The organism is Massilia sp. TS11 (genome assembly GCF_022012445.1).
In the GTDB taxonomy this organism is placed as follows: domain Bacteria; phylum Pseudomonadota; class Gammaproteobacteria; order Burkholderiales; family Burkholderiaceae_D; genus Telluria.
Map to the genome: position 1 here is coordinate 325,168 of NZ_JAKLTS010000001.1, position 16,971 is coordinate 342,138.

A 16,971-nucleotide genomic window follows, 5' to 3' on the forward strand; every position below is an offset into this window, starting at 1 on the left:
ATTATGCAAATCATTCTGTTGGAAAAAGTTGTGAACCTGGGTAACCTGGGTGACGTGGTGAAAGTGAAAGACGGCTACGCCCGTAACTTCCTGATCCCGCAACGCAAAGCCCGTCGCGCCACCCAGGCCGCCGTGGCCGAGTTCGAAGCCAAGCGCGCCGAACTGGAAAAAGTCGCCGCTGAGAAGCTGGCTGCTGCCCAGGCCCAAGGCGAAAAGCTGGCCGGCATGACCGTGACCATCGCTCAGAAAGCCGGCGTCGACGGCCGTCTGTTCGGTTCCGTGACCAACTACGACATCGCCCAGGCCCTCGGCCAGCAAGGCTTTGCCGTCGAAAAAGGCGCGATCCGCATGCCGAACGGCCCGCTGAAGACCGTGGGCGAGCACCCGGTCGCTGTGTCGCTGCACACCGACGTGGTGGTCGACATCACCATCGCCGTCGTGGGCGAAGCTGCCTAAGCCAGCGCCACATTGGCATCAAGAAAGCCGGGTTCGTCCCGGCTTTTTTTTCGTCCCGCGTTTGCATAGAATGCAAGTCCGATCCACCGTTCCCCGAGGAGGGCGCAGCATGGCAGGCCAGACGATCCGACTGCAGCGCGTGTTCAAAACCACGCCCGATAAACTCTACCGCGCCTTCATCACCCCGGCCGCCATGCTCAAGTGGCTGCCGCCGTTCGGCTTCAGCGGCACCGTGCACAGTATGGATGCGCGCGTGGGCGGCGGCTATCAGATGTCCTTCACCAATTTCGGTACCGGCAGCAGCCACAGCTTCAGCGGCGAATACCTGGAGCTGACGCCCGGTGTCTGCATCCGCTACATCAACCGCTTCGACGACCCTGGCCTGCCGGGCGAGATGCTGGTCACCGTGCGCCTCCAGCCAGTGATCTGCGGCACGGAAATCCAGATCGAGCAGGCCGGCGTGCCCGAGGCGATTCCGGCCGCCGCCTGCTACCTGGGCTGGCAGGAGTCGCTGATCCAGCTCGGCCAGCTGGTCGAACCCGACATTCCCGGCTGATCAGCGCGGCAAAGGGGCGCGTATTCGGGCTTTGGTGCAGCGCCGCCGTGGTCTAGACTACCAGCATGAACAAGTCCATCACGCTGCTCGCCCTGACGGCGGCCCTGCTGGCAGGCTCGGCCCAGGCCTGCGGCATTGAACAGATGCGCGCCGCCAGCGCCGGCCAGCCCGAGGCCCTGGCCGACATGATCGTGCCCGAACAATTGGGGGCGAATGCCGACCGCACGCCGATGCGGCGTCAGGTGGCGGCCGCCTTCCATGCGTTGGGCCGCCTCAAGGACTTGCGCATCACGAGTCTGCAGCAATTCCCCAAGCAGCATGTGCAGCTGGCCATCGAGGCCGAGCGCGGCGAGGGCACGCGCCAGATGCAGGTGATGAGCTTCTCGGCCCAGTCCTCGGTGCTCGGCCAGGTCTTCTTCAGCCTGCTTGGCTACCCCGATAATTCCTGCCGCCTGTATGGCCTGCATGTGATCTCGGCCGCGCCCAAGGCCAATACCCTGTTTGCCGAATTGAGCCGCCCGGCTGTCCAGGCCTCGGCCGCGCGCTGATATGTGAACGGCTGTTCAAATATCGCGCGTGAAAGATTTTCAAGTCCAAGGCGCACATACATAGCTTTGGCTGTGGTGACTTGATCTGGAGCAGGTATAATGTGCGCGCCATGAATCTCCCCACCGATACGCAAGTCGACAACCTGCGCATCCCACCGCATTCCATTGAAGCTGAGCAGTCCGTCATCGGCGGCCTGCTACGCGACAACGCTGCCTGGGACCGCATCGCCGACTTCACCGTTGCCTCTGCCTTCTACCGGCACGATCACCGCATCATCCTTGAACAGATGATTCGGCTTATCAACTCAGGCAAACCGGCGGACGTGATCACGGTCTACGAGGCCCTGGTTCAGCTCGGCAAGGCCGAGGAATGCGGCGGCCTCCAGTATCTGAACGCGATGGCGCAGAACACGCCCTCGGCTGCGAACATCCGCCGCTATGCCGAGATCGTGCGCGACCGCAGCATCCTGCGCCGCCTGATCACGGCGGCCGACGAGATCGCCGCCGACGCCTTCAACCCGCAGGGCAAGGACGTCAAGCAGATGCTCGACGCGGCCGAGGCCAAGATCTTCGCGATTGCGGAAGAGGGCGCGCGCGGCGCCCAGGGCTGGCTGGCCGTGCAGCCCCTGCTGACCCAGGTGGTCGAGCGCATCGATGAACTGTATTCGCGCGACAACCAGGGCGAGATCACGGGCGTGCCCACGGGCTGGGTCGACCTCGACCGCATGACCTCGGGCCTGCAGCCGGGCGACATGGTGGTCGTGGCCGGCCGTCCGTCGATGGGCAAGACCGCGTTCTCGATGAACATCGCCGAGAACGTCGCCGTCGAAGCCGGCCTGCCGGTGGCCGTGTTCTCGATGGAGATGGGCGGCGTCCAGCTGGCCATGCGTATGCTCGGTTCGGTCGGCCTGCTTGACCAGCACCGCCTGCGTACCGGCAAGCTGATCGACGAGGACTGGCCGCGCCTGACGAATGCCATCCAGAAGATGAACGACGCCCAGATCTTCATCGACGAAACCCCGGCCCTGAACCCGATCGAGATGCGCGCGCGCGCGCGCCGTCTGGCCCGCCAGTGCGGCAAGCTCGGCCTGATCGTGGTCGACTACCTGCAGCTGATGCAGGGCAGCCAGCCGGGCGACAACCGCGCCGCCGAGATCTCCGAGATCTCGCGCTCGCTCAAGGGTCTGGCCAAGGAATTGCACTGCCCCGTGATCGCCCTGTCCCAGCTGAACCGCTCGCTGGAACAAAGGCCGAACAAACGCCCCGTGATGTCCGACCTGCGCGAATCGGGCGCAATCGAACAGGATGCGGACGTGATCATCTTCCTCTACCGTGACGAAGTCTATAACCCGGATTCCCCGGACAAAGGCACGGCGGAGATCATTATCGGTAAGCAGCGTAATGGCCCGATCGGCGCAGTTCGCTTGACCTGGATCGGTGCGTACACGAAGTTCGGTAACTACAGCGGTAATCTGTCGATTTACCAGGGCGACTAAAGCGCCCGCTACGATTTCACAACGGAGAAAACCATGTTTGGACGCTTGATGCCCACCGAGGGCAAGTTCTTTGAATTGTTCAACCAGCACGCCGATCTGTGCGTGAAGGGCGCGAAGGAAATGGTCGCCCTGATGACCAATTTCGATGACCTGGAAAGCCGTACCCACGCCATCGAAGGCATCGAGAAACAAGCCGACAAGATCACCTACCAGACCGTCGATCTGCTGCACAAGACCTTCATCACGCCGCTCGACCGCGACGACATCCACAAGCTGATCACCGGCATGGACGACATCCTCGACCTGTACGAGGACGCCGCCCAGACCATCTCCCTGTACGACCTGCAGTCGGTGACGCCGGAAACGCGCCGCCTGGCCGAGCTCTCGCTGCAATGCGTGGAGAAGGTCCAGCAGGCCGTGGCCCTGCTGCACAATATGGACAATGCGCGCCAGATCGTCGGCATCTGCGAAGAGATCGACCGCCTCGAGTCGGACGCCGACCACGTGATGCGCGCCGCCATGTCGAAACTGTTCCGCGATGAGCCGGACGTGCGCACCCTGATCAAGCTGAAAGCGATCTACGAGATCCTGGAGACCGTGTCCGACCGTTGCGAGGACGTGGCCAATATCATCGAAGGCATCATCGTCGAAAACGCCTGAGCGGGCGCCCACAAGAAGAACATATGCAAACCCTACAAATCAGCATTTACGTGCTGGGCCTGCTGGTCTTCCTGGCCCTGCTGTTCGATTTCATGAACGGCTTCCACGATGCGGCCAACTCGATCGCGACCGTGGTCTCGACCGGCGTGCTCAAGCCGCAGACGGCCGTGGCCATGGCCGCCGCCTTCAACTTCATCGCCATCTGGCTCATGGGCCTGCACGTGGCCACCACGATCAGCAAGGGCGTCGTGCACCTCGAGGTGGTCGACCAGTACGTGATCTTCGGCGCCCTGGTCGGGGCCATCTTCTGGAACGTGATCACCTGGTACTACGGGATTCCGTCCTCGTCCTCGCACGCCCTGATCGGCGGCACCGTCGGCGCGGCCGTGGCCAAGGCCGGCACCGGCGCCCTGATCTCGGCCGGCCTGGTCAAGACCGTGGTGTTCATCGTCGTCGCCCCGCTGCTCGGCTGGCTGCTCGGCTCGATCATGATGCTGCTGGTGTCGTGGATCTTCGTGCGCACCCCGCCGCGCCAGGTCGATGGCTGGTTCCGCCGCCTGCAGCTGCTGTCGGCCGCCAGCTATTCGCTCGGCCACGGCGGCAACGACGCGCAGAAGACCATGGGCATCATCTGGCTGCTGCTGATCGCCGCCGGCGTGACCCCGGCCAGCGACAAGATGCCGCCCGACTGGGTCATCGTCGGCTGCTATGTGGCGATCTCGCTCGGCACCCTGTTCGGCGGCTGGCGCATCGTCAAGACCATGGGCCAGAAGATCACCAAGCTCAAACCGGTCGGCGGCTTCTGCGCCGAAACGGGCGGCGCCATCACCCTGCTGATCGCCTCGACCTTCGGCATCCCGGTCTCGACCACCCACACGATCACCGGCGCCATCGTCGGGGTCGGCTCGGTCCAGCGCGCCTCGGCCGTGCGCTGGGGCATCGCCGGCAATATCGTCTGGGCCTGGATCCTGACCATTCCGGCCTCGGCCTTCATGGCCGCCGTGGCCTGGTGGATCGGCACCCATATCCTGTGAGCGGCAGCGTCGCCATCACCTGCAAGAGGCCCCCTGTGGGCCTCTTTTGTTTTTTGAATCCCTGATACATATCGGAGCGCGCATGAAACGGAGCATCCTCAGCCTTGCACTGGCCTTTGCCCTGGCCCCGGCCTGGGCCGCCGACAAACACCCGATCACCCACGAGGACGTGTGGCTGATGCAGCGCCTGGGCGCGCCCGTGGCCAGCCCGGACGGGCAGTGGGCCGCCTTCTCGGTCACGGCTCCGGCCTACGACAGCAAGGAGCAATGGTCGGATGTCTGGCTCAAGTCCCTGAACGACGACAGCCCGGCGCGCCGCCTGACCTTCAGCAAGGGCGGCGAGAGCGGTCTGGCCTGGTCGCCCGATGGCAAGCGTCTGGCCTTCGTCGCCAAGCGCGAGGGCGATGAGGAAGCCCAGCTGTATGTGATCGACGTGGCCCAGGGCGGCGAAGCCCAGCGCCTGACCACGCTGACCCTGGGCGCGCGCAAGCCCAAGTGGAGCCCGGACGGCCGCCAGATCCTGTTCCAGAGCGATGTCTATCCCGAGGCCGCGACCGAGGCCGCGATCAAGGCGGCGGCCAAGGAGCGCAAGGAGCGCAAGTACAATGCGCGCGCCTACGAGTCTTTCCCGCCGCGCTTCTGGGATCACTGGCTCGACGACAAGCGCGTGCACCTGTTCGTGATGGACGCCACGCCGGGCGCGGCCGCGCGCGATCTGCTGGCCGGCAGCAAGCTGGCGGCCCTGGCGGGCTTCGGCGGCGCCGGCGACGATGGCAAGGAACTTGAAGCGAGCTGGACGCCGGACGGCAAGAGCGTGCTGTTCACGGCCGCCACCACGCGCGACGAGGCCGCGCGCGCCGAAGTGCCGGCCCAGCTGTATCTGGTCGGCGCCAGCGGCGGCGAGCCGCAGCGCCTGACCGCGGACGGCGCCTCCTATTTCGGCCTGCGCTTCACGGCCGACGGCAAGAGCCTGTTCGCCCTGCGCAATGCCAACGAAGCCGGCAAGGTGTACGACCTGAGCCGCCTGGTGCGCTTCAGCTGGCCGATCAATGGCAAGCCGGCCCAGCTGGTCGCGCCGACGCTTGACCGTTCGATCTCGAACTACGTGCTGCCGGCCGGCAGCCAGCGCATCGTGTTCAGCTACGAGCACGCGGGCCTGGAGAAGCTGTATTCGATGAACTACGATGGCAGCGGCCTGCGCGAGGAACCCTCGGCCGCGACCGGCGTGCTGGGCGGGATCGACGCCGGTGGCAAGGCCGTGGTCGGCATCTGGGAATCGGCCGTCAATCCGCCCGAGATCTTCCGCCTCGACGGCGGCCCCAAGCAGCTGACCCGTTTCAATACCGAGCGCGCCGCCAGCATCGACTGGCAGGGCCCCGAGCACTTCTGGTTCACGGCCGCCGACGGGCGCCAGGTGCACAATATGCTAGTCAAGCCGGCCGGCTTCGATCCGAACAAGAAGTACCCGCTGCTGCACATCATCCACGGCGGCGCCGCGAATATGTGGCGCGACAGTTTTGTCATCCGCTGGAACTACCATCTGCTGGCCCAGCCCGGCTATGTCGTGCTGCTGACCGACTACAAGGGCTCGACCGGCTATGGCGAAGCGTATGCGCGCGCCATCCAGTTCGACCCGCTGAAGGGCCCCGGAGACGACCTCAACCAGGCGGCAGACGAAGCCATCAAGCGCTATCCGTTTATCGACGGCAGCCGCCAGGCCGCGGCCGGCGCCAGCTACGGCGGCCACCTGGCCAACTGGCTGCAGGCGACCACCACGCGCTACAAGGCGATCGTCTCGCATGCGGGCGAGATGGATCTGGTGATGCAGTGGGGCACCAGCGACAGCGTGTGGAACCGGGAGGTCAACAGCGGCGGTCCGGTCTGGGCCAAGGCGCCCGTCTGGACCGAACAGAGCCCGGTGATGCTGGCCGGGAACCACGCGAAAGGCACGGGCTTCAAGACCCCGATCCTGATCACGTTTGGCGAGCTCGATTTCCGCGTGCCGCTCAACAATGGCCTGATGAATTTTGCGACCCAGCAGCGCCTGGGCGTGCCGAGCAAGCTGATCGTCTTCCCCGAGGAAAACCACTGGATTCTGAAGGGCGAGAACAGCCGCTATTTCTACAAGGAGCTGCAAGCCTGGCTGGCCAAATACCTCTGATGCCAAACCTCAGAGTCGAATGAAGCCGGCCGCACGATGGGGGGAGGGCAGATGCTGAAACGCTGGGGGTTGCTGCTGGGTCTGGTGCTGCCGATGGTGGCGGCGGCGGCTGAGCAGAATGTGGAGCTGGTCACGCCGACCGGCAAGCTGGCGGGCACCCTGCAGGTGCCGGCGCGCGCGCATCCGCCCGTGGTGCTGATCGTGGCCGGCTCGGGGCCGACCGACCGCGATGGCAATTCGCTCGTGGCCGGGCGCAATGACAGCCTGAAGATGCTCGGCCAGGCGCTGGAAGCGGCCGGCTATGCGGTGCTGCGCTATGACAAGCGCGGTGTCGGCGCCAGCCGCGGCGCCGCCATGCCCGAGAGTCTGATGCGTTTCGATCACAGCGTGCAGGATGCGCTCGGCTGGCTGCGCTGGCTGCAGCAGGACGGGCGCTTCGGGCCGGTGGTGCTGCTCGGCCACAGCGAAGGCGCGCTGATCGTGACGCTGGCGGCCCAGCAGGCCAAGGTGGCGGCGCTGATCAGCGTCTCCGGTTCCGGCCAGCGCGCCGGCGACCTGCTGCGCGCCCAGCTGGCCCGCCAGTTGAGCGCGGACGACGCGGCGCGCCACGATGCCTTCGTGCGCGCGCTCGAAGCCGGGCAGGAAGGCCCGGCGCCGCTGCCGCAGCTGGCCAATCTCTACCGTCCCTCGGTGCAGCCCTATCTGATTTCCTGGTTCCGCTACGACCCCGCCGCCGAGCTGAAGAAGCTGCAGCTGCCGGTGCTGATCGTGCAGGGCACGGCCGATCTGCAGGTGCAGCCGGCCGATGCCGAGCGCCTCGCCGCCGCCCAGCCGCGCGCCCGGCTGGTGCTGGTGCCGCAGATGAATCATGTGCTCAAGCACATCAGCGACCCGGCGCAGAACCTGCCGGCCTACCGCGATCCCAGCCTGCCGCTCGATCCGGCCCTGATGCCCGCTGTCGTGAATTTCCTGAATAGCGAATTGGGCCCAGCGTCGAATTGATGCGGGCGCGGCCGGCGCTTTATTTGATGCAGACGGCGCGCACGCACTTCATATCGGTGATGCCGGAGAGGATTTTCTCGATGCCATCCATCTTCAGCGTCAGCATGCCGTCCTCGAGCGCGGCGGCCAGCAGCACGGCCACGCGCGAGTGCTCCTGGATCAGCTTCTTGACCTTGTCGCTGCCGAGCATCAGCTCGTGCAGGCCGACGCGGCCGCGATAGCCTTTGTTGCACTGGTCGCAACCGACCGCGCGGTAGAGCGTGAACTGGCCGTCCTTGTCCGCATAGCGCTGCTTCCAGCCGTCGAGTACGCGTTCGCGCTCGCCTTGTTTGTCGGCCAGGAAGTGCGAGGTGTTGAGCAGCTCCTCGCAGTATTCGTCGAGCAGATGCTGAATCTCCTGCTCGTCCGGATGGTAGGCTTCCTTGCAGCTTCCGCACAGGCGCTTACCGAGGCGCTGGGCCAGAATCCCAAGCAGGGCATCGGCAAAGTTGAACGGGTCCATGCCCATGTCGAGCAGACGCACGATGGATTCGGGCGCGCTGTTGGTGTGCAGCGTGGCAAACACCAGGTGGCCCGTCAGCGAGGCTTCGATACCGGTCGCCACGGTTTCCTTGTCGCGCATCTCGCCGACCATGATGATGTCGGGGTCGGCCCGCAGGAAGGCCCGCATCACGGTCGCAAAATCGAGCCCGGCCTTGCGGTTGACCTGCACCTGGCGCAGACCTTTCTGGGTGATCTCGACCGGGTCTTCGGCTGTCCAGATCTTGGTCTCGGGCGTGTTCAGGTAATTGAGCACGGAGTGCAGCGTCGTCGTCTTACCGGAACCGGTCGGGCCGCAGACGAAGAACAGGCCGTAGGGCTTTTCGATCGCGCTCTTCAGGCGGCCCAGATTGAAGGGCAGCACACCGAGCTTGTCGAGCGGGATCGGCTCGCCGGCCGCCAGAATCCGCATCACGATGTCCTCGACCCCGCCCGCGGACGGAATCGTGGCCACGCGCAGCTCGATGTCGAGCGGGCCGAATTTCTTGAACTTGATCTTGCCGTCCTGCGGCTTGCGCTTCTCGGAGATATCGAGATCGCACATGATCTTGATGCGCGCGGCCAGGGCGCTGCGGTAGCTGCCCGGAATCTCGATGTAGGGCACGAGCGAGCCGTCCTTGCGGAAGCGGATGCCGATCTTGCCCTTGCCCGGCTGCGGCTCGATATGGATGTCGGAAACGTTCTGGCGGTAGGCGTCGATGATGATCTTGTTGATCAGCTTGACGAGTTCGTTCTCGACGGCCTCGGACACCTGCTCGGACGCCTCGCTGTCCTCGCCGCTGTCTTCCAGGCCGAGCAGCAGTTCATTGACCGAGCCGCCGCTGTCGACGGCCACGCCGTAGAACAGGTCGGCCGTCTGCTTGAATTCGCGCCGGGTGCTGACGCAATAGCTGATCTTCTTGGCGCGCGGGAAAATCTGGCTGACGATGCGGCTCGAGGCCACGCGCTCGGGGTCGGTGGCCAGCACCAGCAGGCCCTCGGCCGTCTCTTCCAGCGGCAGCCACTGGTTTTCTTCGACGTACTGGTGCTTGAGGTTCTTCAGCAATTCGAGCGGCTTCACGCGCTCCGACTTGAAGGGCTCGTAGGGCACGCCGAAATATTTGGACAGGCACTGGCCGAGCATCTCGAGCTTGATGTTGTAGTCGGCCATCAGCACGTCTTCGATGTCGACGTCCTGCTTGCGCGCCGTGCGCCCGGCCAGGTCGAGCTCGGCCGGCGAGAGCAGGGCGTCCTGCACCAGGCCGTCGTACTTGGTGCGCACGACCTGGGGCGGTTTCATGCGCTGCCCGAAGGCGACCGACAAGGTCTCGCACAATTCCTTGACGATGTCGATGTGCAGGGTGCCGAACGGCCCGCCGGCGCGGTTGTTGATGAACTGGACCACGCCCAGCACTTCGTTCGACTGCACCGAGATCAGCGGCGCCACCAGCATCTCGCGCGTGCGGTAGCCGGTACGCTGGTCGACCCCGCGCTGGAAATTCAGCTCGGGCGACAGGCGCTTGAGTTCGGCCTCGTCATAGACATCGCTGATGTTGACCGTGCGCCGCGTCAGCGCCACGAAGCCGGCAATCGAGGACGGCGAGATCGACAGCTTGAGGTCGCGGAAGGAGGTCAGGCCGGTCTTCACCTTGGAGATGATGTAGTCCTTCTCGGGCGAGATGGCATACAGGGTGAAGCGGTCGCAATTGATCAGATCACAGAACTCCATGCCGAGATCGAGCATGATCTCGTCCAGATTATTGGTCGCATGGATTTTGTTGGTAACGGCCTGCAGCTTCTTGAAGTACTGGAGCCGCAGGTCATTGTCCTCATTCATGGGTGGTCCTATCCGAGATCGACTTCCAGGCCTTCGTGGGCCAGGAAGACTTGCAAGCCATTGAGCTGGCCCTGGTGGCGGGCCATGACGTCGGCGAACACGGCTTCGAGCTCGTCGTCGCTGCGCGTGGGTTCGTGGTGGGTGCAGTACAGGCGCTTGGCGCCGACCCGCAGGGCGGTGGCGAAGGCGGCATCGAAGGTGCCGTGGCCCCAGCCCTGCTTGGACGGGTATTCTTCGCGCGTGTACGAGCAGTCGACGATCAGCGCGTCCACCCCCTGCATGCGGGCGTCGATGGCGGCCGTGCGCTCGGCCATGTGGGCGGCGTAGGCGGCGTGGCGCTCGTCGCCCTCGGGATACAGGTTGTAATAGGGCTCGTGGTCGCCGGTGAAGAACACCGACTTGCCATTGCAGCTGATGCGGTAGCCGAGATTGGTGACCGGGTGGTTCATCACCACGTTATTGACTTCGCAGTCGCCGACCTGGATCGGGGTGTCGAACTGCAGCGTCTGGTATTCGATGGTCGCGTCCATCTGGGCTTCGCTGACCGGGAAATAGCTGTTCTGCAGCTGCACGCCCATCACATGCTCGATGCCATTGCCGGTGATCGGGTCGACCGCGCCATGCAGGCGCACCCGGCTGCCGACCAGGAACAGGGGCGTGAAAAAGGGCAGGCCGTGGATATGGTCCCAGTGGCTGTGGGTGATAAAGATATTGGCGTGCACAGGCCGCCGGCTCATCAGATTCTGCGCCAGCTGGAACAGGCCGGTACCACCGTCGAGGATCATCAGGGTGCCGTTGTCGGACACCACCTCGATGCAGGTCGTATTACCGCCATAACGAACCGTCCTTGGTCCCGGTGAGGGAATCGACCCGCGCACCCCCCAGAACTTGAATTTCATTCCCGTCCCCCACAAACAGTGTGTTTTTTTGGCTAGATGATAGCCCGTTTTGCATCATTGTGGATTGGGAATTTCACATTGGTGGTGGTAGACTCGTTACACTTAGGTAATTATCAGATCGCCATCATCCCATGCAACAAGAACTGAATCCGAGCCAGATCGCCACGCGCCTGGACCATCTGACAGAATTGAGCGTGGCCCTGGGAACCAGCCGCGATACCACCACCTTGCTGGAACGTATTTTGATGGTGGCGCGCGCCCTGACCCATGCCGATGGCGGCACCTTGTACCAGCCGAGCGCGGACAAGAAAAGCCTGTGCTTCCATATCTCGATCAACGAAACGCTCAAGATCCACCAGGGCGGTACCTCGGGCAATCCGATCAATATTCCGCCCGTGCCCCTGTTCGACGAGAACGGCCACAAGAATCTGCAGTCGGTGGCGGCCTATGCGGCCAACTTCAACCAGTCGGTCAATATCGAAGACGTCTACCAGGCCGACGTCTTCAACTTCAATGGCATGCGCCAGTTCGACCAGAACTTCGGCTACCACTCGCAGTCCTTCCTGACGGTGCCGATGACGGACCACGAGGAAAACCTGGTCGGCGTGCTGCAGCTGATTAATGCCAAGGACCCGGAAACGAACGAGATCGTGCCGTTCTCGGCCGTGGACCAGCGCTTCATCGAGGCCCTGGCCGCCCAGGCGGCCGTGGCGATCACCAACAAGAACCTGATCGCCCAGCTCGAGGAACTGCTGCTGGCCCTGGTCAACCTGATCAATATCGGCATCGACGAGAAGTCGCCCTACACGGGGCGGCACTGCCAGTTCGTGCCGGAACTGACGATGATGATCGCCGAGGCCGCCAGTGCCGTCGAGGAAGGCCCGCTCAAGGACTTCCGCATGACCGAGGCCGACCGTAAGGAATTGTGGCTGGCCGGTCTGCTGCATGACTGCGGCAAGATCACCACCCCGGTGCACGTGGTCGACAAGGCGACCAAGCTGGAAACCATCTACGACCGCATCCACACGGTCGACACCCGCTTTGAAGTGCTGATCCGTGAGGCCGAGGTCCGGGCTCTGAAAGCCATGCTGGCCCCGGGGGCGGACCGCGCCGCGCTCGAGCGCGCGCTGGCCGAGGAGCAGGCGGCGCTGCGCGAGGAACGCGAATTTCTGCGCAAGTGCAATGTGGGCGGGGAGGGCATGTCGCCGGCCGACCAGGAGCGCGTGCGCGCCATCGGCCGCCGCCGCTGGAGCGGTTTCGACGGCGTCGAGCAGGACTTCCTCAGCGAGGACGAGCTCAACAACCTGACCATCAAGTACGGCACCCTGACCGATGCCGAGCGCAAGATCATCAACAACCACATCTCGGTCACGATCCGCATGCTCGAATCGCTGCCCTGGCCCAAGCACATGAAGAATGTGCCCGAATATGCGGGCGGCCACCACGAGCGCATGGACGGCAAGGGCTATCCGCGCGGGCTGACCAAGGAGCAGATGTCGGTGCAGGCGCGCTGCATGGCGGTGGCCGACATCTTCGAGGCCCTGACCGCGCGCGACCGTCCCTACAAGAAGGGCAAGACCCTGTCCGAGTCGCTCAAGATCCTCGGCAATTTCAGCCTGAACGGCCACATCGATCCGGACCTGTTCGACATCTTCATCCGCAAGAAGGTGTACCTGCAGTTCGCCGAAAAGAATATGGACCCGCGCCAGATCGATGCGGTCGACGAATCCCAGATCCCCGGCTATCAACCCTGACATGGAGTGAATGAACGTGCGCCTGATCCCAGCGTCCTGGCAGAAAACCCTTGGTAAGTATGGCTGGCGTTGGGCCATCGGCCTCGCTCTCACACTGGCGGCGGCCCTGCATCCGGGCGGCTGGCTGCCGCTCGATGTGGTCGACCGCATGGACAGCGGCATCGCCGGTCTGCGCATGCGCCTCGAACCGGCCCACCTGGAACCGCGCATCGTCATCGTCGACATCGACAGCAAGAGCCTGACCGAGATCGGGCGCTTCCCCTGGAGCCGGAATATCCACGCCCAGCTGGTGACGACCCTGTTCGAGAAATACCAGATCGCCACGCTCGGCTACGACGTCTCCTTCCCCGAACCCGACACCAGCTCGGGCTTCAATGTGCTGGACCGCCTGTCGCGCACCGAGCTGCAGGACGACCGCCTGCTGCGCGACAAGCTCGACAGCCTGCGCCCGGCCCTCGACTACGACGGCCTGTTCGGCAATGCCATGCAGGGCCTGCCGGTGATCCTCGGCTTCTCGCTCTCGCCCGACCAGAAGAAGGGCGTGCTGCCCAAGCCCCTGTTCACGAGCGAGGATCTGAACGGGCGCGAAGTGCTGGCCTATAACGCCGAAGGCTATGAGGCCAATATCGCGCGCCTGCAGCGCTTTGCGGGCGGGGCCGGCAGCTTTTCGGTGGTCACCGATAACGACGGCCTGGTGCGTACGGCCGGCCTGATCCAGCAGGTCGGCGAGGCCTACTATCCTTCGCTGTCGCTGGCGGTGGCGGCCTCGTATCTGAAGGCCACGGCCATCAAGCCGGTGCTGGCCGAGGCGGCCGACACCATGTCGCAGAGCGCGCTGGCGGCCGGCGGCTACGACTATGTGCAGATCTACCTGCCGCGCCAGCCGAACGGGCCGATCCGCTCGCTGCCGATTCCGGTCGGCGAGGGCATGACGATCAATATCCAGTACCGCGGCAATGGCTGGCCCGGCGGCGGCGCCTTCCGCTATGTGTCGGCCACCGATGTGCTGCACGGACGCGTGCCGGCCGCCCAGCTCAAGGGCGCCATCGTCCTGGTCGGCACCACGGCGGCCGGCCTGGTCGATCTGCGGGCGACCCCGGTCAACAAGGAATTCCCCGGTGTCGAGATCCACGCGAATATCATCAAGTCCATCCTCGACCAGCAGTTCAAGGTGCGCCACTACCTGGCCTGGCCGATCGAGACGCTCGAGATTCTGCTGGTCGGCCTGCTGATGGCGATCCTGCTGGCCACCCTGGCGCCGCTGCGCGCCGTGGCCGCGACTGGCATTGCGCTGCTGGCCATCATCGGCCTGAACAGCTACGAATACCTGAAGCTCGACCTGCTGTTCAACATGAGCATGCCGCTGCTGCTGGTGTTCAGCCTGTTCCTGCTGAATCAGGCCTGGGGCTATTTCTTCGAGGTGCGCAAGGGCAAGGCCCTGGTCAACCGCTTCGGCGAATACGTGGCGCCCGAGCTGGTCGAGGTGATGGCCGAGGACCCCGACAAATACAATATGGACGGCGAATCGCGCGAGCTGACCGTGATGTTCGTCGACGTGCGCGGCTTCACCACGATTTCCGAAGGCCTGTCGCCGAAGGAGCTGCGCGAGTACATCAACATCTACCTGACGGCGATGTCGGAGGACATCCGCAGCGCCTACCGCGGCACGCTCGACAAGTACATCGGCGACGCCGTCATGGCCTTCTGGGGCGCGCCGGTGCCGTTTGCCGACCATGCGGCGCGCGGCGTCGCCACGGCCCTGCTGATGCAGGCTTCGGCGCACCGCCTCAATGCCGAGTTCATCGCGCGCGGCTGGCCGGAGCTGAAGATCGGCATCGGCGTCAACAGCGGCATGATGCACGTGGGCGACATGGGCTCGGCCATCCGCAAGGCCTACACGGTCATGGGCGACGCCGTCAATCTGGCCTCGCGCCTGGAGGGCATCACCAAGGTCTATGGCGTGGGCATCTGCTGTGGTGAAAATACCGCACATGCGGCCACCGACTTTGTCTACCGCGAGCTCGATCTGGTGCGGGTCAAGGGCAAGCATGAGCCGGTCGCGATCTTCGAGCCGGTCGGCAAGGCCAGCGAGCTCGGCCCCGAGGTCATCGCCGAGATCGGCCGCTGGCATGCGGCCCTGGCCCTGGTGCGCCAGCAGCGCTGGGACGAGGCCGAGCGTAGTCTGCACGCGCTGCAGGCCGAACGGCCCTGCGGCCTGTACCAGTTGTTCCTCGAACGCATTGCTGTCTACCGCGAGGATCCGCCGGGCGCGGACTGGGATGGCGTGACCAAATTTGAAACGAAGTAACAATGGTTTCTGGGCGGCACTATTTAAGAAAAAATTAGTGCTGCTCCGAGTCAATTTATTCCGCAAAGGGGATTACACTTCGGATAATTATGGCCAAGCTTGCCAGTTCACCATCCACGCGCAATCCTATGAAACGATGCATTGCCCGCCTCGCGGCGGTATCCGTCTTGTCGGCCGCGGTGTCCGCGGCCTGGGCCCAGTCGCCGCCTGCCGAGGCCGACGATGTGGTGCGCTTTGACCTCAGCGGTTTCACCGTCACCGGCAATACGCTGCTGCCCCAGGCCAAGATCGATGCGGTGCTGACGCCTTTCACGGGGCCGCGCCGCGACTTCGGCGATGTCCAGCGCGCGCTCGAGGCGCTGGAAAAGGTCTACCACGATCTCGGCTACCGCATGGTGCAGATCGAACTGCCCGAGCAGGAGCTGACAAGTGGTAAGGTGCAGTTCAAGGTGGTCGAGACCAAGATCGGACGCGTCAAGGTGCGTGGCAATGATGTGTTCGACGAAGCCAATATCCGGCGCAGCCTGCCGCCGCTGAAGGAAGGCCAGACGCCGAATCTGCCGGCCGTGTCGGCCGCCATCAAGCTGGCCAATGAAAACCCGGCCAAGAAGATCGTGATGAAGATGCAGTCGGCCGAGGCCGACGACGAGGTCGATGCCGTGCTCGACGTCACCGACGAGCGCGCCTGGAAGGTCTCGGGCAATTTCGACAACACGGGGACCGAGGGCACGGGCAAGACCCACGCCTCGGTCGTGCTGCAGCACGCCAATCTGTTCGGGCGCGACCATGTGGCCAGCCTGCAGTACACGACCACGCTCGAAAAGCCGAGCCAGGTCAGCGTCTGGGGCGCCGGCTACCACCTGCCGCTGTACGAACTCGGGGACTCGATCGACCTGTTCGGCAGCTATTCGAATGTGGACTCGGGCACGATCACGGCCGGCCTGATCAATCTGGCCGTCAGCGGCAAGGGCTCGGTGTATGGCGCGCGCTACAACCAGACCCTGATCAAGCGCGGCAATCTCGAGCAGAAACTGTCCTACGGGATCGACTACAAGGCCTTCAAGAATTTCGTGATTTTCAGCGGCCAGAACTTTGGCAATGACATCACCGTGCATCCGCTCTCGGTCGCCTACAACGCCGCCTACATGCATGAGAACGGCGAGAGCAATCTGTCGCTGACCCTGGCCCACAACATCCCCGGCGGCAAGAAGGGCGCGGCCGAGGACTTCAATCTGACCCGCCTCGGCGCCAAGGCCGCCTTCAATGTGCTGCGCTTCTCGGCCGCCACCACGCGCGCCCTCGACGGCGACTGGCAGGTGCGCGCGCTGCTGACCGGCCAGTACTCGCCCGATGCGCTGATTCCGGGCGAGCAGTTCGGCGCCGGCGGCGCCGCCTCGGTGCGCGGCTTCGGCGAACGCGAGATGGCCAATGACTCGGGCGTGCAGGCCAATCTGGAAGCCTACTCGCCCAATTATTGCGCCGCGCGCAATGGCTGGCAGTGCCGCATCGTGGCCTTCATGGACGGCGCCTATGCGCGCCGCAGCCACGCGCTGGCCGGTGAACTGAGGAATTCGACGATCAGCTCGGCTGGTCTGGGCGTCCGTTTTGCTGTTGCTGACAATATCAATCTGCAGCTCGACTTTGGCCATATCCTGCACCGGGGGGCGATCCTGGGCACGGACAAAAATAAATTGCATATCAGGCTGGGTCTCTCCTACTGACGGGGATGGGGAAGAGAAAA

The 16,971-nt window shown here is 64.3% G+C and carries 13 protein-coding genes; 11 read left to right on the forward strand and 2 right to left on the reverse strand.

The window, feature by feature from the left end; translation table 11 throughout:
- Positions 1-3: 3 nt before the first annotated feature.
- The 8 genes from rplI (at position 4) to LZ005_RS01505 (ending at position 7,913) form a co-directional block, all read left to right on the forward strand.
- A complete protein-coding gene (rplI, locus tag LZ005_RS01470) occupies positions 4-456 on the forward strand; it encodes a 50S ribosomal protein L9 (protein WP_237803939.1) in 453 nt (150 codons plus the stop codon).
- 109 nt (positions 457-565) lie between these two features.
- Positions 566-1,012, forward strand: a complete 447-nt coding sequence (locus LZ005_RS01475) for an SRPBCC family protein (protein ID WP_237803941.1) — start codon at positions 566-568, stop codon at positions 1,010-1,012.
- Between the two features lie 65 nt (positions 1,013-1,077).
- Positions 1,078-1,560: a hypothetical protein gene (locus LZ005_RS01480; protein ID WP_237803943.1), complete on the forward strand. Its 483-nt coding sequence runs from the start codon at positions 1,078-1,080 to the stop codon at positions 1,558-1,560.
- Positions 1,561-1,670: 110 nt separating this feature from the next.
- Positions 1,671-3,056, forward strand: a complete 1,386-nt coding sequence (locus LZ005_RS01485) for a replicative DNA helicase (protein WP_237803945.1) — start codon at positions 1,671-1,673, stop codon at positions 3,054-3,056.
- 33 nt (positions 3,057-3,089) lie between these two features.
- Positions 3,090-3,716 carry a DUF47 domain-containing protein gene (locus LZ005_RS01490; protein WP_237803948.1) on the forward strand — a complete coding sequence of 209 codons (627 nt, stop codon included), beginning with the start codon at positions 3,090-3,092 and terminating at the stop codon, positions 3,714-3,716.
- Between the two features lie 23 nt (positions 3,717-3,739).
- Complete coding sequence (locus LZ005_RS01495; protein WP_237803950.1) at positions 3,740-4,750, forward strand: inorganic phosphate transporter; 1,011 nt, start codon at positions 3,740-3,742, stop codon at positions 4,748-4,750.
- A gap of 82 nt (positions 4,751-4,832) precedes the next feature.
- The gene (locus LZ005_RS01500; RefSeq protein WP_237803952.1) at positions 4,833-6,911 is read left to right on the forward strand and encodes a S9 family peptidase; all 2,079 of its coding nucleotides are present in this window, start codon (positions 4,833-4,835) and stop codon (positions 6,909-6,911) included.
- Positions 6,912-6,962: 51 nt separating this feature from the next.
- On the forward strand, positions 6,963-7,913 hold the full coding sequence (locus tag LZ005_RS01505) for an alpha/beta hydrolase (protein ID WP_237803954.1): 951 nt from the start codon (positions 6,963-6,965) through the stop codon (positions 7,911-7,913).
- Between the two features lie 19 nt (positions 7,914-7,932).
- On the opposite strand, the gene LZ005_RS01510 is transcribed toward LZ005_RS01505, so the two are convergent.
- Together LZ005_RS01510 and LZ005_RS01515 are read right to left on the reverse strand one after the other, a co-directional pair.
- The gene (locus LZ005_RS01510) at positions 7,933-10,269 is read right to left on the reverse strand and encodes an ATPase, T2SS/T4P/T4SS family (protein WP_237803956.1); all 2,337 of its coding nucleotides are present in this window, start codon (positions 10,267-10,269) and stop codon (positions 7,933-7,935) included.
- Between the two features lie 8 nt (positions 10,270-10,277).
- A complete protein-coding gene (locus LZ005_RS01515) occupies positions 10,278-11,168 on the reverse strand; it encodes an MBL fold metallo-hydrolase (RefSeq protein WP_237803959.1) in 891 nt (296 codons plus the stop codon).
- A gap of 131 nt (positions 11,169-11,299) precedes the next feature.
- Between LZ005_RS01515 and LZ005_RS01520 the strand changes: the two genes are divergently transcribed.
- From LZ005_RS01520 to LZ005_RS01530, 3 genes are all read left to right on the forward strand, one after another.
- Positions 11,300-12,922: an HD family phosphohydrolase gene (locus tag LZ005_RS01520; protein ID WP_237803962.1), complete on the forward strand. Its 1,623-nt coding sequence runs from the start codon at positions 11,300-11,302 to the stop codon at positions 12,920-12,922.
- A gap of 10 nt (positions 12,923-12,932) precedes the next feature.
- Entirely contained in the window at positions 12,933-15,230 is a 2,298-nt protein-coding gene (locus LZ005_RS01525; RefSeq protein ID WP_237803965.1) for a CHASE2 domain-containing protein, read from the forward strand.
- A 128-nt stretch (positions 15,231-15,358) separates the two neighbouring features.
- Entirely contained in the window at positions 15,359-16,951 is a 1,593-nt protein-coding gene (locus tag LZ005_RS01530) for a ShlB/FhaC/HecB family hemolysin secretion/activation protein (protein ID WP_237803968.1), read from the forward strand.
- The last annotated feature ends 20 nt before the right edge of the window (positions 16,952-16,971 follow it).